The sequence below is a fragment of the Rhodoplanes sp. P11 genome (genome assembly GCF_964266735.1).
GTDB classification, from domain to species: domain Bacteria; phylum Pseudomonadota; class Alphaproteobacteria; order Rhizobiales; family Xanthobacteraceae; genus Rhodoplanes; species Rhodoplanes serenus.
The window spans coordinates 87493-112268 of the sequence record NZ_CAXWGY010000017.1; the positions used below are offsets into that span (position 1 = coordinate 87493).

Below are 24776 nucleotides of genomic sequence, written 5' to 3' on the forward strand. Positions count from 1 at the left end.
CCCGCGCGGCGGGCGGCTTCAAGTCACCCCGGTCGCGTGCTAGCAGGGCGATGACCGAGATGAACACGGCGGAACGGGCACGGGCGGACATGCAGCCGGCATTCGCGAGCAACGACACGACCGCAACCCCGATCTGGCTGGTCGATCCCGGCACCTGGCCGGCGCTGCGGGGGCGGCTCGATCCCGCCGCGGTGGCGTTCGCCGATGCGGTCGGGTTCGAGCCGAAGCCGGGGCGGCACCTGCTGGTCCCGGACGGGCAGGGGCGCCTCGCCGGGGTGCTGTTCGGGATCGAGCCGTCCGGCCAGGCGGGCCGCGACCCGTTCCAGCCCGGGCGGCTGCCGGGGCTGCTGCCGCGCGGCACCTACCGCTTCGCCGAGCCGCCGGCGGATGCCCGGCTCGCGGCGCTCGCCTTCGCGCTCGGCGCCTATCGGTTCGGCCGCTACCGCGACGGTGGTGACACGGCCGGCGAGGTCCGCCTGGTCCCGCCCGAGGGGGCGGGCCACGATCTCGCCTGTGTGGCGGAGGCCGTCTATCTGGCTCGCGACCTCGTCAACACGCCGTCGAACGACATGGGGCCGGCGGAGCTGGAGGAGGTGGCCCGCAAGCTCGCCGAGCGCCATGGCGGCCGCCTGCGCAGCGTCGTCGGCGAGGCGCTGCTGGCCGAGAACCTGCCGCTCGTCCATGCGGTCGGCCGCGCCTCGGCGCGGGCCCCGCGGCTGATCGACATCGTGTGGGGCGATCCCGCCGCCCCCAAGGTGACGCTGGTCGGCAAGGGCGTGTGCTTCGACACCGGCGGCCTCGATCTCAAGACTGAGGCCGCCATGCGGCTGATGAAGAAGGACATGGGCGGCGCCGCCAGCATGCTGGCGCTCGCCCACATGATCATGGGCCGCGGGCTGCCGGTGCGCCTGCGCGTGCTGATCCCGGCGGTGGAGAACGCCGTGTCGGGCGACGCCATGCGGCCGCTCGACGTCGTCCGCTCGCGCCGCGGCCTCACGGTCGAGATCGGCAACACCGACGCCGAAGGCCGCCTCGTGCTCGCCGATGCGCTGGCGCTCGCCGACGAGGAGGCGCCCGACCTGCTGATCGACATGGGCACGCTGACCGGCGCCGCGCGCGTCGCGCTGGGGCCGGAGCTGCCGCCGTTCTATACCGACGACGACGCGCTCGCTCACGACCTCGCCCGCCACGCCGCGGCCGAGCACGACCCGGTGTGGCGGCTGCCGCTGTGGCGGCCCTACGAGTCGATGCTCGATTCCAAGGTGGCGGACATCAACAATGTCGGCACCGGCGGCTTCGCCGGCTCGATCCTCTGCGCCCTGTTTCTCGCCCGCTTCGTCGCCGCGGCGAAGAGCTTCCTGCATCTCGACATCTACGCCTGGACGCCGTCGGCGCGGCCGGGCCGGCCGGAGGGCGGCGAGTGCCAGGCGGCGCGCGCCCTCTACGCGCTCCTGTGCGAGCGGTACGGATGACGGGGCTCGAGGTTGTCCCACGCGCACTGACACGCCTGTGAATTGGCCGACGACTAAACTGGCCGATTGCGGTTGCGGTGCGGTCTGATGCGATGTAGGGTTAAGATACTGTTTTATTAGGCAGAAGAGCGATGCGACCCAGAGTTTTCGTCTCGATATTATTCATTGTAGTTTGTAATCATCCTATTTTTGCCCAGGATTCTCTAGTTTCGAATCCGAAAACGAAACTTGAGGCTTTTACGGGGGAAGTCGGCTCGGTAATCGTCAAGGGATATGCCGAGATTGGTGTTGTGAAAGCACAGGGCGAGGTTTCGGTCACCGCGATGACATTCAAAAGCGCGAAGACTGGATCAGAAACTAAAGGATTAGTTCTTGAGATTTCCGAGTATGGAGGGTACGGAAAGCATGTCAGTCGATCTTTTGTGGACTATGATGAAATTGGTGAGCTTTTAGAAGGTGTCGACTATATAGCAAAGGCCAATGAGAGCGTAACTCCGTACCCGTTCTTCGAGGCGAAGTATGCGACGCGCGGTGGCTTGAGCTTCACTGTCTTTAATGATTTGAGCGGAAAACTGAATGTAGCGATCGCCTCTGGTTCTGTCGGGGCTAGGTCTGCATACCTGAATTCCGAGCAGTTTTCAAAGCTTCGCTTGTTGATAGTAAAGGCGCAAGAGGTTCTGAATAATCCTGCCCTTGCTGTTGTGAAGCGGAACGCCCCTGAACCCTCGGTGATGGCGCCTGTTCGGAGCGGTGAAGGTTCCCCCGCGCGGGCGGTTCAATCTGCCAAGCCTCTCATTCTAAATGAAACTCCTAAACCCGCACCTGCTGCGGGGGGTAGGCAGCCGAGTGAGCGACCGAAATAGGCGTGAAGGAAGTTTATTTGCAAAGGCCATCAGTGTGCATATGGGCGATGGCTGAGAATACGAACACGCTCGATCCCCGGCTCACCCCGGCGCGGCCGGACCTCGCGGCGGCGCATCTGCGCGGGCGGGTCGACGCGGCGCGCTTCGTCGACGGCGTCGTGCGCGCCGTGGTGGCGCCGCAGGCGCCGCTGCGCCGCCGGCCGGAGCACGACGCGCCGCTCGACACCGAGGCGCTTTTCGGCGAGCGCGTCACCGTCTACGAGGAGAACGACGAGGGTTGGACCTGGGGCCAGCTCGCCGACGGCTATGTCGGCTGGCTGCCGAGCGAGGCGCTGGGGCCCGACGGCCCGGCGCCGACCCACCGGGTGGCGGCGCTGCGCACCTTCGTGTTCCCGGCTCCTTCCATCAAGACGGCGCCGCTGGCGACGCTGTCGCTCGGCGCGCGTGTCGCGGTGATGCGCACGGAGGGGGTTTTCGCGGTGCTGGCCGGCGGCGGTTTCGTGTTCGCGGCGCATCTCGCGCCGGCCGGCACGAGCGAGCCGGATCACGTCGCGGTGGCGGAGAGGTTCGTCGGCACGCCGTATCTGTGGGGCGGCAAGACCAGCCTCGGCCTCGACTGCTCGGGGCTGGTGCAGGTGGCGCTCGCGGCCGCCGGCGTCACCGCGCCGCGCGACAGCGACATGCAGGAGCGGGCGCTCGGCGCTCCGCTCGCCGATCCGCACGCTCAGGCGGCGTACCGCCGCGGCGACCTGATCTTCTGGCCGGGCCATGTAGCGATCGTGCGCGACGCGACCACGATCCTGCACGCCAATGCCCACCACATGATGGTGGCGGTGGAGCCGACGGCGGCGGCGGTGGCCCGCATCGCCGCGGCGGGCAGCCCGATCACCAGCGTGCGCCGGCTGCGGTGTGATTAGAGCATTTTCCGGCGAAGTGGACGCCGGTTCGCCGTCGAAAATTCGACCGCGCAAGGACTTCTAGAGTGGTGTCCGATCCAGTTGGATCGGATTCCGCTCTAGAAATCCGGCTGAACCATTCGGTGGTCATTCCGGAAGCCGCGAAGCGGCTGTCCGGAATCCAGCCGAGAGTCCAAAGTTTGCCGCGTCATGACGTGTTTCGCTGGGTTCCGGGCTCGCGGCGCCCGGACGGCGCGACGCGCCGATCCGGAGGCCGCGCCCCGGAACGACGACGAAGTGATCACCTGGAAACAATGTGATCAGGCCGGCACGCCGGCGGCGTGACGGCGGCCGCGCCGCCGCTCACTTTCCGTCGCAGCTCGGCGCGTCGCAGCGGCGGATCGCGGCGACGATACCCTCCAGCGCCTTGCGACCCGGATGGCCGAGCACCGCCACGCCCTTGACGATGTAGGACGGCGTCGCCTGGAGGCCGAGGGCATCGCCGAGGCGCACATGCGACAGCATCGTGTCGGTGATCGAATCCTCGTCGGCCGCGGCCGTCACCTTGGCGATCGGCAGGCCGACATCCTTGGCGGCGGCGAGCGCGCGCTTGCCGTCGATGGTGCCGCGGCCCGCATAGACCTTGCGATGGAAGGCCATCACCTGGGCCGGGGTGGCGAGCTTGATGACCGCCAGCTCGACCCGTGCCGCCTGGATGGAGGCGACGCCGAGCACCGGGAACGGCACCAGCACCACCCGCAGCTCGCGGTCGGCCTCGATCATCGCGGCGATATCGGCGGAGGCGCGGCGGCAGAACGGGCAGTTGAGATCGTAGAACTCCGCGATGGTGACGTCACCCTTCGGGTTGCCGACCACCACGACGCCGGCAAGCTCCTCGATGCGGCTCTCCAGCTCGACCGGGACCTTGTAGTTCAGCACCGGCTTGCCGTCCTCGCCCTTGATCGGATGCAGCGCGCCCTCCTGCGCCCGGGTCGGCGACACGCCGGCCGCGACGGCACCGATCATCAGGACGAGCGCCAGCAAGCCCGCCACCGCGGCGGGGCGATACGGAATGGTCATGGGGGTCAGTCCTCTCCGAGCAGAACCGCGAGGCGATCGCGGTTGAGCGCCAGCCATTGCAGCGCCAGCAGCAGATAACCGTTGTAGAAGGCGCCACTCCGCAGCCCGGCGATCGCCTCGTCGATCGGCACGCGGATCGGGCGGGTGTGCTCGATCTCGTGGTCGGCGCCGGCGCGCGGCGGCACCGCGGTGGCATCGACAGAGACCAGGAAGATGGTGGCGAACTCCTCCAGCATTCCGGGCGCCGGCAGGAAGCGGAAGATCTCGCGCAGCGCCCGCGGCGGCACGCCGATCTCCTCCTGGCATTCGCGCGCCGCGGCCACGGCCGGCGCCTCGGCGGCCTCGATGTAGCCGGCCGGAATTTCCAGGATCTCGCCGAGCCCGGTGGCGAGATGGGCGGCGAGGCGGAACTGGCGGATCAGCACGATCTCGTCGCGGGCGAGATCGACGGCGACGATGCCCACCGTGCGGCCGATGCGCAGGATGTCGCGCGACAGCGTCACCGGCGTGTCGTCGCCATGCGACAGAGTGACGGCGTAGCGCTCCAGCCGCCGGAATCCGGGGCCGATCAGCTCGGGTCCGTCGAGCCGCACGTCGGCGGGCTCGTCGGCGAGAAGGACGGGACGGGACTGCTCGTTCATCGCCGCCTCATAGCACAAGATGGTGCGATGCAAGACCGCACTCTCGCAGCAGGGCCGGAGTTTTTCCGTGCCGCGGGCCATGCTCTCGACGCATTCGTCCGGCCCGGTGCCGCGAATCCCGGCGCCGCCGTCACTGCGCCACCACGCCCTCGGGCGCGATGTCGAGATTGAACGCGGCGGCGAACAGGGCGCGCGTATAGGCGCTCCGCGGCGTCTTGAACAGCGTCGCGGCGGGGCCTTCCTCCACCACCTTGCCGTGCCGCATGACGATCAGCCGGCTCGCCAGCGCAGCGACGACGCGCAGGTCGTGCGAGATGAACAGGTAGGTGAGGTTGCGCCGCTTCTGGAGATCGCGCAGCAAGTCGACGATCTGCGACTGGATCAGCATGTCGAGGGCGCTGGTCGGCTCGTCGAGCACCATGAAGGTCGGCTCCAGCACCAGCGCACGGGCGACCGCGATGCGCTGGCGCTGACCGCCCGAATATTCGTGCGGATAGCGGAAGCGCGACTCCGGATCGAGCCCGACATCGGTGAGCGCGTTGATCACCCGCTGCTCGCGCTCGGCCTCCGGCATCTTCGGATGATGCACCCACAGGCCCTCGGCGATGATGTCGGCGATCGACATGCGCGGCGAGAGCGAGCCGAACGGGTCCTGGAAGACGATCTGCATGTCGCGGCGGAACGGCCGCATCTGCTTGAACTTCAGCCCTTGCAGCGGGCTGCCTAGAAAGACGATCGGCCCGTCCGAGGAGATCAGCCGCAGGATGGCGAGGCCGAGCGTCGTCTTGCCGGAGCCGGACTCGCCCACCACCCCGAGCGTCTCGCCCTTGCGGACCGCGATGTCGACGCCGTCGACCGCCTTGATGTGGCCGACCACCCGGCGCAGCACGCCGCGCTTCACCGGGAACCACACCTTGAGGTCGCGCGTCTCGACCACCACCGGCGCATCGGGTTGCAACGGCGCCGGATCGGGCTTTGGCTCGGCGGCGAGGAGCTGGCGCGTATAGGGGTGCTCGGGCGCGGTGAACACCTGCTCGACCGGACCGTGCTCGACGATGCGGCCCTGCTTCATCACGCACACCCGATCGGCGATCTTGCGGACGATGCCGAGATCGTGGGTGATGAACAGCATCGCCATGCCGAGCCGCTTCTGAATGTCCTTCAGGAGCGCGAGGATCTGCGCCTGCACGGTGACGTCGAGCGCGGTGGTCGGCTCGTCGGCGATCAGCAGATCGGGCTCGTTGGCGAGCGCCATGGCGATCATCACGCGCTGGCGCTGGCCGCCGGAAAGCTGGTGCGGATAGCTGCCGAGGCGGCCTTCGGGGTCGGGGATGCCGACCTGGGTCAGCAGCTCGACGATGCGCCGCTGCGCCGCTTCGCCGGTGAGGCCGCGGTGCAGCAGCAGGATCTCGGCGATCTGCTTCTCGATGGTGTGCAGTGGATTGAGCGACGTCATCGGCTCCTGGAACACGATGGCGATGTCGTCGCCGCGCACCCGCCGCATCTCGTGCTCGGCGCGGCCGAGCAGCTCCTGGCCCTTGAATGTGATGCGGCCTGACGGATGGCTCGCCGCCGGATAGGGCAGCAGCTTCATCACCGACAGCGCCGTCACCGACTTGCCGGAGCCCGACTCGCCGACGAGCGCCACCGTCTCGCCCGGCGCGACGTCGAACGACACCCGGTCGACGGCGAGGATCTGGCGTCCGCCCTGGCGGAACGCCACCGACAGATCCGTCACGGAGAGGAGGGGAGTCAAGCCAGCGTCCTCAGGAGTTGGTCGATCTCGGTCGTGGTGGGGCGGATTCGCTTCATCGCCGCCGGGAGCGACTGGAAATCGTCGTCGCCGCAGACGAAAAAGCCACACCGTGCATGGATGGCCGTGGCCAGATGGATCGCATCGGGCAGCCTCAGGCGCGCGGTGCTTCGAACGTCTGCCGTTGATACCAGAATGTCCCGACTCACGGGCACCAGCTCCACTAGGCCACTCCAGGCCAGCATGTCGAGGTAGACTCGCCGCTTCACGGCGACGGGCAGCGCATCGGGCCGCCGCGGCGGCGCGAGCACCTCGGCCAATGTGATCTCGCTGGAGACGGCGGTGCCCGGTCGGCCTCGAAGCGCTGCGAGCAGGGCACGCGACGGCGGAGCCGTGGCGGCTTCGCCCTCCACGGCGTAGATGAAGATGTTCGTGTCTATGTAGATCCGCGGGCGCGGCTCAGTGGTCCCAGTCATCTCGGTCCCGGCGAACGTCCTCGTCGATCTCCCGCTTGGACCGTCGGCGAAACCCCGTCAGTGAGAAAATTTCCTCGAGGCTCATCGTCGGTTCGGGTCTCTGTGAAAGGGGCGCGGTGGGCTCCTCGATGGTCACCCGCACCCGGGCATCCGGATCACTGCTCGGTCGCAGCTCCTCGGGCAGCTTCGCAGCCGGATAGTTATCGCGCACGATCCTGTTCATGCCAGCCTCCTCGGGCCGCATCGCATCATAGCGAAATCTCACCCGTAGGTCTTGCGCGGGTCGAAGGCGTCGCGCACCGCCTCGCCGATGAAGATCAGGAGCGACAGCATCACCGCCACGGTGAAGAACGCCGTCAGGCCGAGCCACGGCGCCTGCACATTGGCCTTGCCCTGGCTCAGCATCTCGCCGAGCGAGGGCGAGCCGGGCGGCAGGCCGAAGCCGAGGAAGTCGAGCGCCGTCAGCGTCATCACCGAGGACGACAGGATGAAGGGCAGGAACGTCAGGGTCGCCACCATGGCGTTCGGCAAGAGGTGGCGGAACATGATCAGCGTGTTGGAGACGCCGAGCGCGCGCGCCGCCTGGACGTACTCGAAGTTGCGCCCGCGCAGGAACTCGGCCCGCACCAGGCCGACCAGCGACACCCAGGAGAACAGCAGGAGAATGCCGAGCAGCACGAAGAAGCCCGGTACCAGCACCGACGAGATGATCAGGAGGAGATAGAGTGACGGAATCGAGGTCCAGATCTCGATGAAGCGCTGGAACAAAAGGTCGGTCCAGCCGCCGAAATAGCCCTGCACGGCGCCGGCCGCGACGCCGATGGCCGAGGACACCAGGGTGAGGCACAGCCCGAACAGCACCGAGAGGCGGAAGCCGTAGAGCAGGCGGGCCACCACGTCGCGGCCCTGATCATCGGTGCCGAGCCAGTTGTATTCGAGGTCGCGGCAGCCCGAGAGGCCCTTGCGCTCCACCACCGCCTTGCATTGGGCCTCGGTGAGCATCCAGGTCGGCGGCGAGGGGGCCGGCGTCGGCAGGTCGAGATTGTGGGTGTTGTAGGAGTAGCGGATCGGCGGCCACCACAGCGTGCCGCCCTTCTCGGCGATCTGCTTCTGGAGATAGGGATCGCGGAAATCGGCGCGGGTCTCGAAGTCGCCCCCGAAGGTGGTCTCGGGATAATCGACCAGCACCGGAAAGTACCAGCCGCCGTCGTAGCGCACCAGGAACGGCCGGTCGTTGGCGATGAACTCGGCGAACAGCGAGAAGACGAACAGCACCAGGAACAGCCACAGCGAGACGAAGCCGCGCCGGTTCGCCTTGAAGTTCTGCCAGCGCCGGCGGGTGATCGGCGACACCGCGAGCGGCCGCATCTCGGGCAGCACGCTCAGGCCGCTCGGGCCGACCGCGGTGGTGTCGGGTGTGGTGGCGGGGGCGGCAGCCGGGGTGCCGGCCGGCTCGGCGGCGCGCGGCGGTGCGACGGTCGGGGCGTCCATGGTCACACCTCCCGGGTCTCGAAGTCGATGCGCGGATCGACCCAGGTGTAGGTGAGGTCGGACAGCAGGTTCACGATCAGCCCGACCAGCGAGAAGATGTAGAGGGTGGCGAACACCACCGGGTAGTCGCGGTTGAGCACGCTCTCGAAGCCGAGCAGGCCGAGGCCATCGAGCGAGAAGATGGTCTCGATCAGCAACGAGCCGGAGAAGAAGGCGTGCACGAAGGCGCCCGGAAAGCCGGCGATGATCAGCAGCATGGCGTTGCGGAACACGTGGCCGTACAGCACCTGCCGCTCGGTGCAGCCCTTGGCGCGGGCGGTGAGCACGTATTGCTTGCGGATCTCGTCGAGGAACGAGTTCTTGGTCAGCAGCGTCATGGTGGCGAAGGCGCCGATCCCCATCGACAGGATCGGTAGCACCAGGTGCCAGAAGTAATCGAGGATCTTCTGCCACCAGGCGAGGCGGTGCCAGTTGTCGGAGGTCAGGCCGCGCAGCGGGAACCAATCGAAGAACGAGCCGCCGGCGAACAGGATGATCAGCAGGATGGCGAACAGGAAGCCCGGGATGGCGTAGCCGATGATGATGATGCCGGAGGTCCAGGTGTCGAAGGGCGTGCCGTCGCGCACCGCCTTGCGGATGCCGAGTGGAATCGAGATCAGGTAGGTGAGCAGCAGCATCCAGATGCCGAGCGACATCGAGACCGGCAGCTTCTCCTTGATCAGGTCGATCACCCGCACGTCGCGAAAGTAGCTCTTGCCGAAGTCGAAGGTGAGGTAGTTCTTCAGCATGATCAGGAAGCGCTCGTGCGCCGGCTTGTCGAAGCCGAACTGGCGCTCGAGGCTCTTGATGAACTCAGGGTCGAGACCTTGGGCGCCACGGTATTTCGAGGTGGTCGGGTCGAACTGGTTGGCGCCCTGCATCTGGGCGCGCGAACCGAAGTCGCCGCCGGCCGAGCCCGAGATGCGCGAGGTGGCGCCGGTGTCGGAGCCGGAGATCTGGGCGATTACCCGCTCGACCGGGCCGCCGGGCGCGAACTGCACCACCACGAAGGACACCAGCATGATGCCGAGCAACGTCGGGATCATGAACAGCAGGCGGCGGACGATATAGGCGGTCATGGGGTTCGATCAGCCTCGACAGGTGCGGAAGGTGCTCCGCTGTTCACCGCTCCCCGCATGCGGAGAGAGGAGAGCCGGCGTCCGGGCACTCTACCCTTTTCCCTCGGCCTTGGCGGCCTTGGCCGGGTCGGTCCACCAGGTCTCCAGCACGCCGCGGGCATAGCGCGGCTTGGTGGCCGGGCGGGCGAACACGTCCCAGTAGGCGAGCCAGTGCGAGGGCTTGTACCAGTGCGGCACCCAGTATCGCCCGGCCCGGATGACGCGGTCGAGAGCGCGCGCCGCCACCACCAGGTCGGCGCGGCTGTTCGCCGCGATGACCTCCTCGATCAGCGCATCGACCACCGGATCGGCGATGCCGGCGAGGTTCTGGGTGCCCTTGAGGGCGGCCGCCTGGGACGAGAAATAGGAGCGCAGCGAGTCGCCCGGCGTCGTCGAGAAGGCGAAGCGCTGGATCACGGCGTCGAAGTCGAAGGCGTCGATGCGCGCCCGGTGCTGCACCGGATCGACCATGCGCAGCGTGGCCTCGATGCCGATCAGCCCGAGGTTCTTGATATAGAGCATGTGGTGCGGCTGGAAGGCCGGCTCGTCGAGCAGGAACTCGATGGTCAGCGGCTCGCCGTTCGGCATCACCCGCTTGCCGTTCTTCACCGGGTAGCCGGCCTCGTTGAGAAGCTGCACGGCGCGGCGCAGCAGGGCGCGGTCCTGGCCCGAGCCGTCCGAGACGGGCGGCACGAAGGGCTCGCCGAACACCTCGTCGGCGATGCGGCCGCGGAACCGTTCGAGCAGCGCCAGCTCGGCGCCCTCGGGCTTGCCTTCGGCCATCATGTCGGAGTTCTGGAACACCGAGTGGGTGCGCTGATAGGAGCCGTACATCAGCGAGGCGTTGGCCCACTCGAAGTCGAAGGCGACGATCAGCGCCTCGCGCAGCCGGCGATCCTTGAACTTGTCGCGGCGGGTGTTGAGGAACCACCCCTGCGCCCCGGACGGCGTCTCGTCGGGGAGTACGTCGCGCTTCACCCGGCCGTCGCGCACCGCCGGGAAATCGTAGCGGGTCGCCCAGATGCGCGAGGTGAACTCCTCGCGGAACAGGTAGCTACGGCCGGTGAAGCCCTCGAAGGCGACGTCGCGGTCGCGGTAGAACTCGTACCGGATGGTGTCGAAGTTATACTGGCCCACCATCGCCGGCAGTCCCGCGCCCCACCAGTCGCGCACGCGCTCGTAGGCGATGGTGCGGCCCGGCTCGAAGCGGCCGACCCGATACGGACCCGAGCCGAGCGGCACGTCGAGGGTGGTCTCGTCGAATGGCCGGTTGGCATAATAGGCGCGCGAGAAGATCGGCAGGGCGGCCACAAACAGCGGCACGTCGCGGGCGCGGCCCTTGGCGAAGGTGACGGTGATGGTCGTGTCGTCGTCGGCCTCGATCGCCAGCACGTCCCGCATGAGCTGGCCGATCACCGGATGGCCCTTGGTCTTCAGCGTGGTCAGCGAGAAGACGACGTCGTGCGCCGTGATGCGGGTGCCGTCGTGGAAGCGTGCCTCGGGCCGCAGCAGGAACGTGTAGGCGAGCCCGTCGGGCGCGACCCGCACGGCGCGCGCCGCGAGCCCGTAGAGCGCGTCCGGCTCGTCGGCCGCGCGTGTCATCAGGCTGGTGAAGGTCAGCTCCATGCCGAGCGCCGCGTCGCCGCGCAGGATGTAGCTGTTGAGCGAGTTGAAGGTGAGGAAGTTCTGGTTGAACTGCCGGGTCGAGCCGATCAGCGAGAGCAGGCCGCCCTTGGGGGCGGCCGGGTTCACGTAGTCGAAATGGCGGAAGTCGGCCGGGTATTTGAGGTCGCCGAAGGCCGAGAGGCCGTGGCTCTCGGGCGCCTCCACCGCGGCGGCGCCGGCGCGGCGCGGCACGAGCCCGGCCGCGGCGGCCAGCCCGGCGGCGCCGGAGAGGATCAGCAGCGCGCGGCGATCTGGCACTGCGCCGGCACTCCCTCTCCCCGCTTGCGGGGAGAGGGGTGGGGTGAGGGGATTCCGCGCCGACGCGCGGAATCCGACCTCTCCCCGCTCGGCGGGGAGAGGTGAAGGAGCATCGCCGCGGAGGCGCCTCACGAGCGGCCGCCCGTCTTGGCGGCCCGGGAGGCGTCCCACCACCAGATGGTCGGGAAGGCGGCGAGGCCGTACTCGGGCATCCGCTCCGGCCGCCCGAAGCGGTCCCAGCGTGCCGTGCGGACCTTGCCGTAGGTCCACTGCGGCACCACGAAGTCGTGCGCCAGCAGCACCCGGTCGAGCGCCCGGGTGGCGGCGACGAGGTCGGCCCGGCTCTCGGCGAAGATCACCTTGTCGATCAGGGCGTCGATGCCGGCGTCCTGGATGCCGATATAGTTGCGCGAGCCCGGCTGATCGGCGGCCTGCGAGCCCCAGAAGCTGCGCTGCTCGTTGCCGGGCGACAGCGACTGCGGCCACACCGCCGTGATCACGTCGAAGTCCCAGTTGCGCAGGCGGTTCTCGTACTGCGCCTCGTCCACCGAGCGCACCGACACGACGGCGCCGAGGCGCTCCAGCGACGGCTTGTAGAACAGCACGTAGCGCTCCGAGCTCGGATCGGAGACCAGGAACTCGATGGTGAAGGGCTCGCCGGTCTTGGGATCGATCAGCCGCTGGTTCTTCACCTCGTATCCGGCCTCGCGCAGGAGCCGCATGCCTTCGCGCAGATTGGCGCGCACCGCCTCCGGATTGCCGGCCACCGGGTTGGTGTAGGGGGTGGTGAACACCGCGGCCGGGATCTTGTCGCGCACGCTTTCCAGGATCTCGCGCTCGCGCCCTTCCGGCAGGCCCGAGGAGGCCAGCTCGGTGCCTTCGAAATAGCTGGCGATGCGCTTGTACTGGCCGAAGAAGATCTGCTTGTTCATCTCCTCGAAGTCGAACGCGAAGTTGAAGGCGCGGCGCACCCGCCGATCCTTGAACTTGTCCCGCCGGGTGTTGAACGCGAACGCCTGCATGATCCCGAGATTGCGGATCGGGAACTCCTCCAGCACCACGCGCTTGTCGCGCGCCGCCGGGAAGTCGTAGGCGGTCGCCCAGTTCTTGGCGCTGTTCTCGCTGCGCCAGTCGAGCTGGTCGCCCTTGAACGCCTCCAGCGCCACCGTGGTGTCGCGGAAATACTCGAAGCGCAGCTCGTCGAAATTGTCGCGGCCGACATTCACCGGCAGGTCGCGGCCCCAGTAGTCTTTCACGCGCTCGAACGTGATGGTGCGGCCCGGCACCACGTCCTTGATGCGATAGGCGCCGCAGCCGAGCGGCAGCTCCAGCGTGGTGGCGCCGACATCGCGCCGCCGCCCTTGCGCGTCGGTGCCCTCCCACCAGTGCTTGGGCAGCACCGAGAGCTGGCCGACGATCTGCGGCAGCTCGCGGTTGCCCGGCTGGTCGAACATGAAGGTCACGTCGCGCTCGCCGGTCTTCTCGGCCTTCACGACGTGGCGGTAGTAGGCGGAGAGCTGCGGGCTGTGCTTGCGGAACGCCTCGAACGAGAAGATCACGTCCTCGGGGGTCACCGGCCGGCCGTCGTGCCAGCGCGCCTCGGCACGCAGCCGGTAGGTCACGAAGGCGAAGTCGTCCGGGTGGCGGGCCGCCTCGGCCAGAAGCCCGTACTCGGTCGACACCTCGTCGAGGGCGCCGACCATCAGGGTGTCGTAGATCAGGTCGACGCCGCCGGCGATCGAGCCCTTCACGCCGGCCACCACGGTGTTGAGATTGTCGAAGGTGCCGAAGCCGCCGAGACGGGCGACGCCGCCCTTCGGGGCCGCCGGGTTCACGTAGTCGAAATGCTTGAACCCGTCCGGGTATTTCAGCTCGCCGAACAGCGACAGGCCGTGCCGCCAGGCCGGAGCGCCGGCCGCCGGGGCGGCGGCTTCCGCCGCGGCGGTTCCGGCGGGGGGCGCGGCCAGGGCGGCGGTCACCGGGCCGGCGAGCGGCGCCAGGGCCGGCGCGGCGGCGGCGGTCACGGTGGAGCGGAGCAGGTCACGGCGGGTCAGGCGCAAGAAACATCTCCATGCAGGCTCGGCCGACGGTTCCGACCGAATACGTCGGTTTTGCGATAGGAGCCAGTGTGTCGCAGCCCCCCGCCCGCCCCGACGATCACGTCGTCGTGCGCACCGACGACGGCCCGGAAAGACGAACGGCCGGGCGAGCCCGGCCGTTCCTCAGGAGATGCGATCACTGCCGCGGTGGCGCCGCCTCCGGCGGCGCATTGGGCTGGGCGCCGGCATTGCCCGGCTGCGGCTGTGCCGGCTGTGCCGCGGGCTCCGTCGGGGGCTGGCCCGGGGATGCCGCGCCCGTGGTGCTGGGCAGGGGGGCAGGCGCGTCGGACTGCTTGTTCAGGTACGCGATGATGTCGGCCCGCTCGCTTCCCTTCGGCACTCCGGCGAATGCCATGGTGGTGCCCGGCACGGCGCTTTTCGGGCTGGCGATGAAGGCGTTCAGCTCCTCGATGCTCCATTCGCCGCCCTTCGCGGTCATCGCGCCAGAATAGTTGAACCCGGCATGCGACGCACGTGCCCGGCCGACGACGCCCCACAGATTGGGGCCGACCTTGTTGGCGCCGCCCTTGTCGAAGGTATGGCAGGAGGCGCATTTGCGGGCCGCCGCCTCGCCGCGCTCGGCACTGGCGGTGGCCAGCAGGGTCGCGATGGATTGCTCGGCGGCCGGCGCCTCGCCGGCCTTCGGAGTCTCGGGGGCGCCCGCGACGGCGATCACGTAGCCCGGCTGCTCCGGCTTCTCGGGCGAGAAGATGAGGCCGGCGGTGATGTTGAGGGCGACCAGGCAGACGCCGCTGAACAGCACGGCACCGGCGATCTTGTTGAGTTCGTAGGAATCCATCGCACTGGGGCTCCGAAAGCGCGAGCATACGGCGGGGGTAGCCGGACGAGGTTCCGGCCAGACATAGCGGGTTTGCGGCCGCCCTGGCAACTCGTATAAGCGCCGCCGAAAGCGGCGGTTCGCGCCGCCGCGGCGCAGCCTTTCCGGCGGTACCCCATGCCCGACACCGACGTCGTCGTCCTCATCCCGGCCCGGCTGGCCGCCACCCGCCTGCCCGACAAGCCGCTCGCCGACATCGGCGGCCGGCCGATGATCGCCCATGTGCTGGCCCGCGCCGAGGAAGCCGGGGTCGGCCCGGTCTATGTGGCGACCGACTCGGAGGCGATCCGGGATGCCGTCGTGGCGGCCGGCGGCCGCGCCGTGCTCACCCGGCCGGACCATCCCTCGGGCTCCGACCGCATCTTCGAGGCGCTGGGCCGGATCGATCCGGAGGGGCGGTTCCGGGTGGTGGTCAATGTCCAGGGCGACCTGCCGACGCTCTCGCCCGGCGACGTCGCGGCGGCGCTCGCCCCGTTCGCCGACCCGGCGGTCGACATCGCGACGCTCGCCGCCGTGATCCGGCGCGACGAGGAGCGGACCAACCCCAATGTGGTGAAGGTGGTAGGCACCCCGGTCGGGGAGCGGCGCTTGCGCGCTCTCTACTTCACCCGCGCGACGGCGCCCTATGGCGACGGCCCGCTCTATCACCACATCGGCCTGTACGCCTATCGGCGGGACGCGCTCGCCCGCTTTGTGGCGCTGCCACCGTCGACGCTGGAGCGGCGCGAGAAGCTGGAGCAGCTGCGGGCGCTGGAGGCCGGGATGCGCATCGACGTCGCCGTGGTCGATTCGGTGCCGCTCGGGGTGGACACGCCCGCGGATCTCGCCGCCGCACGGGAGATCCTCGCCGGCGCGCATTGACTCGGGCGGAGCCGAGCGCGTAACCCAAGCCGCATGACCAGCCAGCGAAAAATCGTGTTTCAAGGCGAGCCCGGCGCCAACTCGGACATCGCCTGCCGCGAAGCCTATCCGGACTACACGCCGTTGCCGTGCCCGACCTTCGAGGACGCCTTCACGGCGCTCGCCTCGGGCAAGGCGGCGCTCGGCATGATCCCGATCGAGAACTCGGTCGCCGGCCGGGTCGCCGACATTCACCACCTGATGCCGACGTCGCGGCTGCGCATCGTCGCCGAGTGGTTCCTGCCGATCCGCAACCAGCTCCTCGCCGTGAAGGGGGCCACCCTCGACGACCTGGAGACGGTCGAGAGCCACATCATGGCGCTCGGCCAGTGCCGCCGCTACCTGCGCAAGCTCGGCCTCAAGACCCGGGTCGCCGCCGACACGGCGGGCGCCGCCCGGATGATCGCCGAGGCCGGCGACAAGACCCGCGCCGCCATCGCGTCGCGGCTCGCCGCCGAGATCTACGGCCTCGACATCCTGGCCCAGGACATCGAGGACGAGTCCCACTCGACCACCCGCTTCATCGTGCTGGCGCGCGAGCCGGTCGCGGTCGCCCCGGGCAATGGGCCGGTGATCACCACCTTCGTGTTCCAGGTGCGCAACATCCCGGCGGCGCTCTACAAGGCGCTCGGCGGCTTCGCCACCAACGGCGTCAACATGACCAAGCTGGAGAGCTACATGCTCGAAGGCACCTTCTCGGCGACGCAGTTCTACGCCGACGTCGAAGGCCATCCCGAGGAGCCCGGCCTCAAGCTGGCGCTGGAGGAATTGGCCTTCTTCTCGCAGCCGAAGTCGCTCAAGATTCTCGGCGTCTATCCGGCGCACCCGTTCCGCGCTACGGTCGCGCAGCGGTCGCACACGGAGGCCGCCACGATCTGACCGGCGGGGGGAGCCATGGCGGATGCGGACGGAAAAGTGCGCAGGGTCCTGGTCCTCAAGGTGACGCTGCCGTCGGCCGATCCGGCCTATGTGCGCACCGTCGTACAGGCGACCGCGCCGTTCTACAGCCTGCTCGGCGGCACCAGCATCCGCCTGCTGCGCAACGTCGACGATCCCGCCCAGTTCATCCAGGAGATTGCCTACGAGGCGCCCGAGGCGCTGGAGCTGAGCCGTCAGCGCATCGCCTCCGACCTGCGCATCCAGAGCTTCCTCCAGGCCTGGCGCCAGATGCTCGGCGGCGCCATCGAGGTCGAGGTCTACGAGGATCTGACCGCGGCGTCGTGAGGCGCCGATCGCCCTGCCATCACGCCCGGTAGAGCATTGTCCGGCGACGTGGGCTCCGGTCTTGCCAGAACAAGATCGTGGATGGCCGGACAAGCCCGGCCATGACGGCGGAGAGGCGGTCGTTATCGACGAAGCTTGGTATAAGGACTTCTCGAGCGGAGGCCGATCCAGTCGGATCGGATGCCGCTTCAATGAGAAATGCCCGGCGCGGGCCGGGCATCGGTCTCGTCTCGGGTCGGGGACGCCGCGAGCGGCGCCCCGCGGGCGGCAGGCCGTCAGGCCGCCTTCTTCTTGGGCGTCAGCAGATTGCGCTTGAGCAGGCACTCGGCGATCTGCACCGCGTTGAGGGCGGCGCCCTTGCGCAGGTTGTCGGACACGCACCACAGCACGAGGCCGTTCTCCACCGTCGCGTCCTCGCGGATGCGGCTGATGTAGGTGGCGTCCTCGCCGGCGCTCTCGTAGGGCGTCACGTAGCCGCCCGGCTCGTGCTTGTCGATGACGAGACAGCCCGGTGCCGTCGACAGGATCGAGCGCGCCTCGTCGGCCGAGATCGGCTTCTCGAACTCGATGTTGACGACCTCCGAATGGCCGATGAAGACCGGCACCCGCACGCAGGTCGCGGTGAGCTTGATCTTCGGGTCGAGAATCTTCTTGGTCTCGACCATCATCTTCCATTCTTCCTTCGTGTACCCGTCCTCCATGAACACGTCGATATGGGGGATCAGGTTGAAGGCGATGCGCTTCGGGAACTTCTTGGTCTCGATCTCGCCGAGCGTGAAGACCGCCTTGGTCTGCGCGAACAGCTCGTCCATGGCGTCCTTGCCGGCGCCCGAGACGGACTGATAGGTCGCCACCACGACGCGCTTGATGCCGGCGCGGTCGTGCAGCGGCTTGAGCGCCACGACGAGCTGCGCGGTCGAGCAGTTCGGGTTGGCGATGATGTTCTTCTTGCGGAAGTCGACGACCGCGTCGGCGTTGACCTCGGGCACGATCAGCGGCACGTCGGCGTCGTAGCGCCAGGCCGACGAGTTGTCGATCACCACGGCGCCCTGCGCCCCGATCCTCGGCGACCACTCCTTCGACACGCTGCCGCCGGCCGACATCAGGCAGATGTCGACGTCGGAGAAGTCGTAGTGATCCAGGGCTTTCGTCGTCAGGGTTTTGTCGCCGTAGGAGACCTCGACGCCCAGGCTGCGCCGGGACGCCAGCGGCACCACCTCGTCGGCCGGAAACTGCCGCTCGGCGAGGATCTCCAGCATCGCGCGGCCCACGTTCCCCGTGGCACCGACAATCGCGACCTTGTAACCCATCGTTAACTCCCAGGATCGGAATTCGCCCGGCCTCTCCTACGGAGACACCGCAGCGCAACCGCTTTTAAGCGAGAACCATCGGCGAGACAACGCATGCCTCGTCCGCGATCCGCGCCGGCGTCGGCGGATCGAGGGGGCGACAGGGGGGCGGGATGGCGTCGTATTTCGAGTCCGACAGGGGCCGCGATCCACTGACCACGGCGGTGTCGACCGTCGGAATCGTGATCCGCTACGGCTTCCATCTGGTCGGCGCCCTGGTGCTGGGCCTGATCGGCCTCGGCCTCTTCACCCTGTGGGGCTATTGGCCGACGGTCCGCGAGCAGGCGCCGTCGTTCCGGCTCGCCGATCCGGCGCTCGAACGGTTGCCGGTGCGCGCCCTGGTGGCCGAGAGCCGCGGCCTCGGCCGGGTCGAGATCCGCCATTACGGCCAGGTTCACAGCCGCGGCCAGGACATCACGGTGGCGCTGGTGCTGCCGCCACGGCCGGGGTTCGGCGCCGGCAGCATCGCCGGAGAGGTCAGGGACCTGCCGGATCTGCGGCGGTTGCCGACCCGGTTCGGCTCGACTCACTGGGACCTGGAGACGCGCCACGGCGAGGTGCGCGCCGTCGATCTGGCGGTGAACGCCGACGGCCTGCGCAAGCAGTGCCTCGCCTTCCTCAGCCGCTTCGACACGACGGCCTTCTACATCAAGGGCTGGTACTGCGAGGGTGACGGCAGCCGGCCGTCGCCCGGGCATCTCGCCTGCCTCATCGACCGGCTGGAGCTGATCCGGCCGCTCGCCGCCAAGGACGCCGACGCGGCCCTGCGGGCCGGCATGACGCGCCCCATGCGCTGCTCCGGCAGCCCGGTGGTGCAGACCTCGGACCCGCGCGGACCGAACCCCTCCGTGGCCCGCAAGGCCAACCCTTACGCGCCGCCGCGCTATTGAGCGGAGGAGCCGCCGGCCCGGCCGATGGTGTGCCGGACCGTCGGCGTGTCGGCGTCAGCGCAGAAACGGGTTCTGCCAGCCGCGCTGGGCGGCGGGGGCGCGCGGCGGGAACGCTCCTTCGAGATAGCTCAGCACCCGCTCGCGCTCGGCGCCGGAGAGCTCGGGCATGCCGTGCCGGCGCACCATCCAGTCGAGCGAGTCCTCCCACTGTCGCCGGCTCATGCCCTGGGCCGCCACGAGCTTGAAATTGTGGCAGCCGGTGCAGCTCGCGAAGGTGTCGTCGCGGCCCTCGCCGGGCGGGAACTGCTCGGGCGTCTCCTCGCTCGGCGTGAAGGCCGGCGGCTCGGCCGGCAGCTCGCGCGGCGCCGGCGGTGCGGCGCCCGAGGTCTGGGCCGCGGCGCCCGTGAGGCCGAGCCCGGCCCCCGCCAGGAGCCACAGGGCGACGGCGATGGCGCCGACCCGTCGGCCGGGGACGGCGCCGGCCCGGGTACGGCCGGCGCGGGCGCCTCGCGGTGTCCCGCTGCGCGCCGAGGCATCGAGGCGGCTCATCCGACCAGCACCGCGACGCGGTGCATCGGGTTCGCCCCGTAGCCCTGCGGGTTCCAGTTGCCGGCGATGTGCGGCTGCATCACGCCGTTCGAATCGGTCGCCCGCGCCCACACCTCGAAATAGCCGTCGCTCGGCAGGGCGACCGAGGCGGTCCACCGCTGCCAGTCGTACGGATTGCGGGGCGCCTTGAGGTCGGCCCGCTGCCAGCTCGCGCCGTAGTCGAGGGAGACGTGGACGTCCTTGACGGTGTGGTCGCCCGCCCAGGCGGCGCCCCGCAGCTCCACCCGGCGGGTGCCGGCGGGCAGCCTTGTGCCGTTCGCCGGGCTGGTGACGATGGAGCGCACCGGCATCGACTCGAGATCGCGGAAGTTCTTCTCGTCCGGCTTGCCGCCCGGCACCATCGGGTTGACGGTCACCCGGTAGGAGGTGCCGCCCATCCCGGCGCCGTCGTGGACCTTGTCGCGGACCCAGATGCGGGTCAGCCACTTCGCCGACACCGAGCCGGGCCAGCCGGGAACCAGCAGGCGGACCGGCCCGCCATGGATGGTCGGCAGCGGCTCGCCGTTCATCGCCCAGACGATCAGGTTGTTCTCGTCGAGCAGCTTCTTGATCGGCACGCCGCGGGACAGCGCCTGGCGGCTCGTATCGCCGGAGAGATGCGGATCGGCGCCGTAGTGCCCGCTGAACACCGCCGACGGCTTGACGCCGGCCTCCTTGAGCACGTCGGCGACCCGCACCCCGGTCCATTCGGCGCAGCCGGCGCCGCCGTTGGTCCACTGGTTGCCGCGGCCGGGCGGGCTGAAGAAGGCGCGGCCGTTGCCGCCGCATTCGAGCACCAGGAAGCGGGTCACCGGCCGGAACCGCGACTTCAGCTCGGCGAGCGTCAGGGTCAGCGGCTTCTCGACCTCGCCGTCTACGGTGATCCTCCAGGTCTCCGGATCGGTCGGCGGCTCCGGGATCTGGCCGTTGTTGCGGACGAAGAACAGGTTGGTCGGGGTGGTGTCGGCATCGAGCAGGTGCTCGGGCGTCTCCGCCACCAGCGGGCGGTCGCCGAGCAGCACCAGCTTGTCGCTCTTGCCCGGGTAGCTGAGCTGCTGCGGCCCCTTGGCGGCCGGCGGGCTCGCCGGTGCGGCCGGTGCGGCCGGCGCGGCCGGCGCGGCGGATGAGCCGGTGGCGCCGGGGGCGGAGCCGGTGCCTTGGGCGGCGGCCGGAGTGATCGCGCCGGGGCCGAAGGGCACCGCGCTGCCGATCACGGCGCCTGCGCCGGCCAGTCCGGCCCGCGCCAGAAAACCGCGGCGATCGGGGCCGGATCGGCCGCCCGTGTCCTTGTCGTGCTGCTGCGGCATGGTCGTTCTCCTCCCGATAACGGGTTTTTATCGTTGATCAGTGCAGTCTAGGCCGAGTGGGGAAGGCGCGGCAATGTGTCGGATCGGCCGCCGCCCGTGCGGACCGGGTGCAGCAGCGCCGCCACAGGTCTCGCGGAACCGCATCGCGGTCCGGCGTTTCCCTTGTGGGGAGCCGGGGATAGGGTCTAAGACTGAGAACCGGGTTTCGACTGAGAGCGAGGTCTCATGCGCCTGACGACACTGGTTGCCTTCGCGGCCGCTGCCGGGCTGACGGCAGCGCTGTTCGCCGCTTCGCCGGCCGAGGCTCAGTCCAAGCGGCGCGTGGCGCGCGCCTATGATCCGGTCGAGGTCTACAACGGTCGGCCGTCGGCCCGCGTCACCGTGCGGCGGCGCTCGTTCCTCGATCCCGGCCGCGAGCCGCTGCCCAATAGCCAGCACTACCGCGACTATGCGGTGTCGCCGGCCTACTCGATCTTCCCGCGGTCGTTCGACTATTCGTCGGCGCCGGGGTCGTGGTCGCGGATGCCGCTGCCGGGGGATTTCGACATCCCGGGCTACTCGCGCTACTGAGCGACGATCGCGATCGTCCGGCGCTCGCGGGTCGCGAGCGTTGCGGGCCGGTGCGTCCGCGGGCGGACGTCGCCGTGTTCCGCCGGACTCGAGATGGTCAATACGAAGAAAGGCGCCGGGGCCGCCCGGCGCCTTTTCGTCGTCCGGAGGCCGCCGTCGCGGCCGACTTATGCGCGGACCGGGTGATCGGCTCGCCGTCGGTCCGGGGCGCGGCGACGCCGCGAACCCGGACTTCGGCGGCCACGCGAATCAACGGCCACGCGAATCACTTGCCGGCCAGCCGCGCCACCTCGGCGATCACCGCCTCGCCCATCTGACGGGTGCCGACCACCGTGGTGCCCTCCGACTTGATGTCGGCGGTGCGCAGGCCCTTGTCGAGCGTGTTGGCGATCGCCGTCTCGATCAGCTCGGCCTCCTTCAGCCGGCCGAACGAGTAGCGCAGCGCCATGGCGAACGAGCCCAGCATGGCGATCGGGTTGGCGACGCCCTGGCCGGCGATGTCGGGAGCCGAGCCGTGCACCGGCTCGTACAGCGCCTTGCGGGTGCCGGTCGTCGCGTCGAGATCGCCGAGCGAGGCGGACGGCAGCATGCCGAGCGAGCCGGTCAGCATGGCGGCGATGTCCGACATGACGTCGCCGAACAGGTTGTCGGTGACGATGACGTCGAACTGCTTGGGCCAGCGCACGAGCTGCATGCCGCCGGCATCGGCCAGCACATGCTCCAGGACGACGTCCGGGAACTCGCGGGCGTGCAGCGCGGTGATCACCTCGTTCCACAGCACGCCCGACTTCATCACGTTGCGCTTCTCGAACGATGCCACCTTGTTGCGGCGCTTGCGCGCCAGCTCGAAGGCGACCCGGCCGATGCGCTCGATCTCGTAGGTGTCGTACACCTGGGTGTCGATGGCGCGCTTCTGGCCGTTGCCGAGATCCACGATGGTCTTCGGCTCGCCGAAATAGACGCCGCCGGTCAGCTCGCGGACGATGACGATGTCGAGCCCGTCGACCACCTCGCGCTTGAGCGAGGAGGCGTCGGCGAGCGCCGGGTAGCAGATCGCCGGGCGCAGGTTGGCGTAGAGGCCGAGGTCCTTGCGCAGCCGCAGCAATCCCGCCTCGGGCCGCGCCTCGTAGGGCACGTTCGCCCATTTCGGGCCGCCGACGGCGCCGAAGATGACCGCGTCGGCCGCCAGAGCGCGCGCCATGGTGGCGTCCGAGACGGCGACGCCCTCGGCGTCGTAGGCGGCCCCGCCGACCAGTCCCTCCTCGGTCTCGAAGCTGCCGAGCCCGTTCTGGTTCATCCAGGCGATCAGCCGCTTCACCTCGGCCATCACCTCGGGGCCGATGCCGTCGCCGGGCAGGAGGAGGAGCTTGTGGGTCGCCATGGTCGCGGTCTCGTTCGGTTGTTCGGACAAAAAGAGGCGGGCGGGGATGCGGCTGTGCTAGAGCCCGCGCCGCCCGATGGCAAGGGTGCGCGTCTTGCGCCGGCCTCGTGCCTCGGACGCGGTGCAGCGCCCGGGACACGAGGCTGTGTTCCGCCTAGATCTTCGGCGTCGGCAGCCCGGCGGCCGCGCAGGCGGCCCGCACCGTGTTGACCAGAAGGAACGCGATGGTGGTCGGGCCGACACCGCCCGGCACCGGCGTGATCGCGCCGGCGACCGCCACCGCCTCGTCGAAGGCGACGTCGCCGACCAGCCGCCCCTTGCCGTCGGCGGTCGGCACCCGGTTGATGCCGACATCGATCACGGTGGCGCCCGGCTTGATCCAGTCGCCGCGGATCATGCCCGGCTTGCCGACCGCGGCGACCAGGAGATCGGCGCGCCGGCACACGGCGCGCAGGTCGCGGGTGCGCGAATGGGCGATCGTGACGGTGGCGTTCTCGGCCAGGAGAAGCTGCGCCACCGGCTTGCCGACCAGATTGGAGCGGCCGACCACCACGGCGTCGAGGCCGGCGAGGGAGCCGTGCAGGCTCTTCGCCAGATGCAGGCAGCCGAGCGGCGTGCAGGGCACGAGCGCCGGCAGCCCGCTGGCGAGGCGGCCGGAGTTCATCGGGTGGAGGCCGTCGACATCCTTGGCCGGATCGATGGCGAGGATCACGGCGAGCGGATCGATGTGCTTCGGCACCGGCAGCTGGACCAGAATGCCGTGCACGGCGGGATCGGCGTTGAGGCGAGCGATGAGGGCGAGCAGCGCGTCCTGCGTGGTCTCGGCCGGCAGCCTGTGCTCGAACGAGCGCATGCCGGCCGCGATGGTCGCCTTGCCCTTGCCGCGCACATAGACGGCGCTCGCCGGGTCGTCGCCGACCAGCACCACGGCGAGGCCGGGCACCAGCCCGTGCGCCGACGACAGCCGCGCCACCTCGGCGGCCACCGCCGCCCGCACGGCCTCGGCGGCCGCCTTGCCATCGATCGTTCGCGCACTCATGCGGCTTGCACTCCGGACAGTCGGGCGAGGGCGTCCGCCAGGGCGCGCGCGTCGCCACCGATTTCGATTCGCTTGATTCGGGCGGTGTCGCCGGCCACCAGGGTGACGGCGCGGGACGGCACCCGCAGGGACTTGGCGAGAAACGCCAGCAGGGCCGCGTTGGCCTCGCCGTCGGTCGGCGCGGCGCGCACGCGGATCTTGAGGACGGTGCGGCCGTCGGCCAGCCGTTCGACACCGTCGATGGCGTCGCGTCCGCCCCGCGGCGTCAGGCGGACCGTCACGGAGAGCCCGTCGCGGACCGGGGTCCAGGCGGCCGGGTCGTCGGCTCCGCTCAATAGAACGCCTTCGCCAAGTTCTGGAGCACGACCGACTGGATGAAGAAGATCGCCAGGATGACGATCACCGGCGAGATGTCGATGCCGCCGAGGTCGGGCATCATCCGGCGAATCGGCCGCAGCACCGGCTCGGTGATGCGGTAGAGGAATTCGCCGATGGTCGACACCGCCTGATTGCGGGTGTTGACGACGTTGAAGGCGATGAGCCAGCTCAGCACCGCGGCGGCGATCAGGACGTACACGTAGAGCGTCAGCAGCGTGCTGATGAAACTGAGGAATTCCAACATCTCGCGGTCTCGTCAGGTGACAGCAATACGTCTGCTGGGAGGGCGGGCGGGCAGCCTGGCCGAGCGACGTGTACCGTTCCGCCAAACGAGCGGCAAGCACCAAGACTCCGTTTGGTCAACGCCCGCCGCCCGGCCCGACGGGCCGGGATGTCGCCGTCGTCCGCCCGGTATCGTCCGACATGCCTTGACACTCCCCGGAGTGCCCCCGTAAATGGCG

General features: G+C 69.4%; 24 protein-coding genes and 1 pseudogene. 8 read left to right on the plus strand and 17 right to left on the minus strand.

Annotation, left to right across the window (positions count from 1 at the left end; genetic code table 11):
- Positions 1 to 89 precede the first annotated feature (89 nt).
- The 3 genes from ACFQUV_RS15000 (at position 90) to ACFQUV_RS15010 (ending at position 3252) form a co-directional block, all read left to right on the plus strand.
- Positions 90 to 1472 (plus strand): M17 family metallopeptidase, encoded by a 1383-nt coding sequence (locus tag ACFQUV_RS15000; RefSeq protein WP_129609948.1) that lies wholly within the window; start codon positions 90 to 92, stop codon positions 1470 to 1472.
- 131 nt (positions 1473 to 1603) lie between these two features.
- Positions 1604 to 2335 carry a hypothetical protein gene (locus tag ACFQUV_RS15005; RefSeq protein WP_129609950.1) on the plus strand — a complete coding sequence of 244 codons (732 nt, stop codon included), beginning with the start codon at positions 1604 to 1606 and terminating at the stop codon, positions 2333 to 2335.
- 47 nt (positions 2336 to 2382) lie between these two features.
- Positions 2383 to 3252 carry an NlpC/P60 family protein gene (locus ACFQUV_RS15010; protein ID WP_129609952.1) on the plus strand — a complete coding sequence of 290 codons (870 nt, stop codon included), beginning with the start codon at positions 2383 to 2385 and terminating at the stop codon, positions 3250 to 3252.
- Between the two features lie 342 nt (positions 3253 to 3594).
- Here ACFQUV_RS15010 and ACFQUV_RS15015 read toward each other — a convergent pair whose 3' ends face one another.
- From ACFQUV_RS15015 to ACFQUV_RS15060, 10 genes and pseudogenes are all read right to left on the minus strand, one after another.
- Positions 3595 to 4311 carry a DsbA family protein gene (locus ACFQUV_RS15015; RefSeq protein WP_155479732.1) on the minus strand — a complete coding sequence of 239 codons (717 nt, stop codon included), beginning with the start codon at positions 4309 to 4311 and terminating at the stop codon, positions 3595 to 3597.
- 5 nt (positions 4312 to 4316) lie between these two features.
- The gene (locus tag ACFQUV_RS15020) at positions 4317 to 4952 is read right to left on the minus strand and encodes an NUDIX domain-containing protein (protein ID WP_129609956.1); all 636 of its coding nucleotides are present in this window, start codon (positions 4950 to 4952) and stop codon (positions 4317 to 4319) included.
- Between the two features lie 130 nt (positions 4953 to 5082).
- Positions 5083 to 6708 carry an ABC transporter ATP-binding protein gene (locus tag ACFQUV_RS15025; protein WP_129609958.1) on the minus strand — a complete coding sequence of 542 codons (1626 nt, stop codon included), beginning with the start codon at positions 6706 to 6708 and terminating at the stop codon, positions 5083 to 5085.
- Complete coding sequence (locus tag ACFQUV_RS15030) at positions 6705 to 7181, minus strand: type II toxin-antitoxin system VapC family toxin (RefSeq protein ID WP_129609960.1); 477 nt, start codon at positions 7179 to 7181, stop codon at positions 6705 to 6707. Before ACFQUV_RS15030 ends, ACFQUV_RS15025 begins: the two co-directional genes overlap by 4 nt.
- Positions 7165 to 7404, minus strand: a complete 240-nt coding sequence (locus ACFQUV_RS15035) for a hypothetical protein (protein ID WP_244601641.1) — start codon at positions 7402 to 7404, stop codon at positions 7165 to 7167. The genes ACFQUV_RS15030 and ACFQUV_RS15035 overlap by 17 nt, the downstream gene beginning before the upstream one ends.
- Positions 7405 to 7442: 38 nt before the next feature.
- Positions 7443 to 8672 (minus strand): ABC transporter permease, encoded by a 1230-nt coding sequence (locus ACFQUV_RS15040; RefSeq protein WP_207211522.1) that lies wholly within the window; start codon positions 8670 to 8672, stop codon positions 7443 to 7445.
- A gap of 2 nt (positions 8673 to 8674) precedes the next feature.
- The gene (locus ACFQUV_RS15045) at positions 8675 to 9790 is read right to left on the minus strand and encodes a microcin C ABC transporter permease YejB (RefSeq protein WP_111387309.1); all 1116 of its coding nucleotides are present in this window, start codon (positions 9788 to 9790) and stop codon (positions 8675 to 8677) included.
- Positions 9791 to 9880: 90 nt separating this feature from the next.
- Positions 9881 to 11752: an extracellular solute-binding protein gene (locus tag ACFQUV_RS15050; protein WP_371851721.1), complete on the minus strand. Its 1872-nt coding sequence runs from the start codon at positions 11750 to 11752 to the stop codon at positions 9881 to 9883.
- A gap of 128 nt (positions 11753 to 11880) precedes the next feature.
- Positions 11881 to 13812 (minus strand): extracellular solute-binding protein, encoded by a 1932-nt coding sequence (locus ACFQUV_RS15055; RefSeq protein WP_129609964.1) that lies wholly within the window; start codon positions 13810 to 13812, stop codon positions 11881 to 11883.
- 301 nt (positions 13813 to 14113) lie between these two features.
- A pseudogene (locus tag ACFQUV_RS15060) lies at positions 14114 to 14650 on the minus strand (c-type cytochrome); the annotation flags it as partial.
- Positions 14651 to 14806: 156 nt separating this feature from the next.
- On the opposite strand from ACFQUV_RS15060, the gene ACFQUV_RS15065 reads away from it, so the two are divergent.
- Genes ACFQUV_RS15065 through ACFQUV_RS15075 form a run of 3 tightly spaced genes read left to right on the plus strand, consistent with a single transcriptional unit; the run spans position 14807 to position 16813 of the window.
- Positions 14807 to 15550: a 3-deoxy-manno-octulosonate cytidylyltransferase gene (locus ACFQUV_RS15065; protein WP_129609968.1), complete on the plus strand. Its 744-nt coding sequence runs from the start codon at positions 14807 to 14809 to the stop codon at positions 15548 to 15550.
- A 33-nt stretch (positions 15551 to 15583) separates the two neighbouring features.
- The gene (locus tag ACFQUV_RS15070; protein ID WP_111388141.1) at positions 15584 to 16468 is read left to right on the plus strand and encodes a prephenate dehydratase; all 885 of its coding nucleotides are present in this window, start codon (positions 15584 to 15586) and stop codon (positions 16466 to 16468) included.
- Between the two features lie 36 nt (positions 16469 to 16504).
- On the plus strand, positions 16505 to 16813 hold the full coding sequence (locus tag ACFQUV_RS15075) for a hypothetical protein (protein ID WP_129609970.1): 309 nt from the start codon (positions 16505 to 16507) through the stop codon (positions 16811 to 16813).
- Between the two features lie 275 nt (positions 16814 to 17088).
- On the opposite strand, the gene ACFQUV_RS15080 is transcribed toward ACFQUV_RS15075, so the two are convergent.
- Positions 17089 to 18123, minus strand: coding sequence for an aspartate-semialdehyde dehydrogenase (locus tag ACFQUV_RS15080; protein WP_111388143.1), 1035 nt, complete (start codon positions 18121 to 18123; stop codon positions 17089 to 17091).
- A gap of 152 nt (positions 18124 to 18275) precedes the next feature.
- Between ACFQUV_RS15080 and ACFQUV_RS15085 the strand changes: the two genes are divergently transcribed.
- Positions 18276 to 19052, plus strand: coding sequence for a hypothetical protein (locus tag ACFQUV_RS15085; protein ID WP_129609972.1), 777 nt, complete (start codon positions 18276 to 18278; stop codon positions 19050 to 19052).
- Between the two features lie 54 nt (positions 19053 to 19106).
- Here the strand turns inward: ACFQUV_RS15085 and ACFQUV_RS15090 are convergent, their stop codons facing one another.
- Positions 19107 to 19601, minus strand: coding sequence for a hypothetical protein (locus tag ACFQUV_RS15090; RefSeq protein ID WP_129609974.1), 495 nt, complete (start codon positions 19599 to 19601; stop codon positions 19107 to 19109).
- A complete protein-coding gene (locus ACFQUV_RS15095; protein WP_129609976.1) occupies positions 19598 to 20947 on the minus strand; it encodes a sulfite oxidase in 1350 nt (449 codons plus the stop codon). The genes ACFQUV_RS15090 and ACFQUV_RS15095 overlap by 4 nt, the downstream gene beginning before the upstream one ends.
- Positions 20948 to 21172: 225 nt before the next feature.
- Between ACFQUV_RS15095 and ACFQUV_RS15100 the strand changes: the two genes are divergently transcribed.
- Complete coding sequence (locus ACFQUV_RS15100; RefSeq protein WP_111388727.1) at positions 21173 to 21517, plus strand: hypothetical protein; 345 nt, start codon at positions 21173 to 21175, stop codon at positions 21515 to 21517.
- A 265-nt stretch (positions 21518 to 21782) separates the two neighbouring features.
- Here ACFQUV_RS15100 and leuB read toward each other — a convergent pair whose 3' ends face one another.
- The 4 genes from leuB to ACFQUV_RS15120 all read right to left on the minus strand — a co-directional run bounded on the left by leuB (position 21783) and on the right by ACFQUV_RS15120 (position 24559).
- Positions 21783 to 22898 carry a 3-isopropylmalate dehydrogenase gene (gene leuB, locus ACFQUV_RS15105; protein WP_129609978.1) on the minus strand — a complete coding sequence of 372 codons (1116 nt, stop codon included), beginning with the start codon at positions 22896 to 22898 and terminating at the stop codon, positions 21783 to 21785.
- A 154-nt stretch (positions 22899 to 23052) separates the two neighbouring features.
- Positions 23053 to 23937, minus strand: a complete 885-nt coding sequence (gene folD / locus ACFQUV_RS15110; RefSeq protein ID WP_129609980.1) for a bifunctional methylenetetrahydrofolate dehydrogenase/methenyltetrahydrofolate cyclohydrolase FolD — start codon at positions 23935 to 23937, stop codon at positions 23053 to 23055.
- The gene (locus ACFQUV_RS15115) at positions 23934 to 24272 is read right to left on the minus strand and encodes a DUF167 family protein (protein WP_129609981.1); all 339 of its coding nucleotides are present in this window, start codon (positions 24270 to 24272) and stop codon (positions 23934 to 23936) included. Before ACFQUV_RS15115 ends, folD begins: the two co-directional genes overlap by 4 nt.
- Positions 24269 to 24559: a YggT family protein gene (locus tag ACFQUV_RS15120; protein ID WP_129609983.1), complete on the minus strand. Its 291-nt coding sequence runs from the start codon at positions 24557 to 24559 to the stop codon at positions 24269 to 24271. The genes ACFQUV_RS15115 and ACFQUV_RS15120 overlap by 4 nt, the downstream gene beginning before the upstream one ends.
- Positions 24560 to 24776: the final 217 nt, after the last annotated feature.